2 pseudogenes are annotated in these 1,179 nt (G+C 57.1%); both read right to left on the bottom strand.

What is annotated here, in order from left to right:
- Positions 1-286, bottom strand: a pseudogene (locus tag ACR0E6_RS21415) (hypothetical protein); the annotation flags it as partial.
- A 38-nt stretch (positions 287-324) separates the two neighbouring features.
- Positions 325-1,179: pseudogene (locus ACR0E6_RS21410) on the bottom strand (type I secretion protein); the annotation flags it as partial.

Below are 1,179 nucleotides of genomic sequence, written 5' to 3'. Positions count from 1 at the left end.
TATCTTGCGAAGGTTGCGGCTGTTCGCGCCGAAGGGGAGAATCGGCGCGGTGAGTGTTCTTCGGTTCTGCAGGACTCGTTTTGGCTGCCCTTTGCTCCTTGCCCTGCGAGGCGTCTGGCGTATCGACGCGCAGCGCCTCATGCAGCAGAAGCAGGGCTGACTCTTTGGGTTCTTGCGGCGCATTTGATCGCTTTTCGGTACGCGGCGCCTCGGACACGGCAACGCCGCCATTTCGATCCAAAGGGCTGGAACAGATGGTGCGGCGCGACGAAAACACAATCGACATAAACTAACCTTTCGGTCACTCGCTAAAATTACGGGAAATCACGCCAGCATGGTCTGCAGGCCGTCGTCAGCGCCCGCCATCTCGGTCGGGGCTGTTTGTTTGGCGACGGTTTCGTGGATCTTGGCCAGTTCGCTATTGGCCTCTTCCATCAACACGGCGATGGCGTCATTCGTCAGCTCAGAGATGTCATCCTGATCAGGTACATCATACAGGCTCGCCTGATGCAGGAGCAGATCTGAATAGGTCTCCTCAGCCGCCATCACCACCGAGTCGATCCCGGCCTTGGCAACATTCGCCGCATTCAGCAGAGCATTGCTGCCCGCGGTGATTTCCGTCTCGGCAGCCTTGGGCCCGGACACATGCACATCGTCCTGATCCAGCAGCATGGTGACCTGTTCCATGATGTTGACTTGCAGCAGATCGCCCTCGATTTTCAGGGCACGGATCTGCTCCATCCCTGCGAACATGGGATCGTTGAGCAATGCGTCCTCAAGCGCGTCCATGTCTGCTTCACCCAGCGCCATGGCATTAGCCATATCCTGGTGCAGCTCCTGGTGGCTGTCCTCACCCGTTTTCGACACCGAGGCCTCGTTCATGACAAGGTTTTCATCACCCTGCGCCGAGATCGAGCCGCCCGTTACGATATCGTCATCCACTAACACGTTGGTCTGGAACAGCATATCGACGGATATCATATTGCCGCCGATCATGATCACATCATAGTAGCTGCCCAGCTGGACAATCTCGGTGACGTTGACCATCTGGTTGTCGCCCATCGCATTAAGCCTCGTGCTTGCCGAGATTTCGGCCTGTATGTGGTCGGTATCCGTGGCGTCGATCTCTTGCTTGATGAAATTCGCAACGACCCGGTCGCCGCTGATCCAATCCTCCGA

The sequence above is a fragment of the Ruegeria sp. AP12 genome (assembly GCF_056540025.1).
The sequence above is the reverse complement of the archived record's forward strand: the minus strand, read 5'-3'. Positions and strand labels throughout refer to the sequence as shown.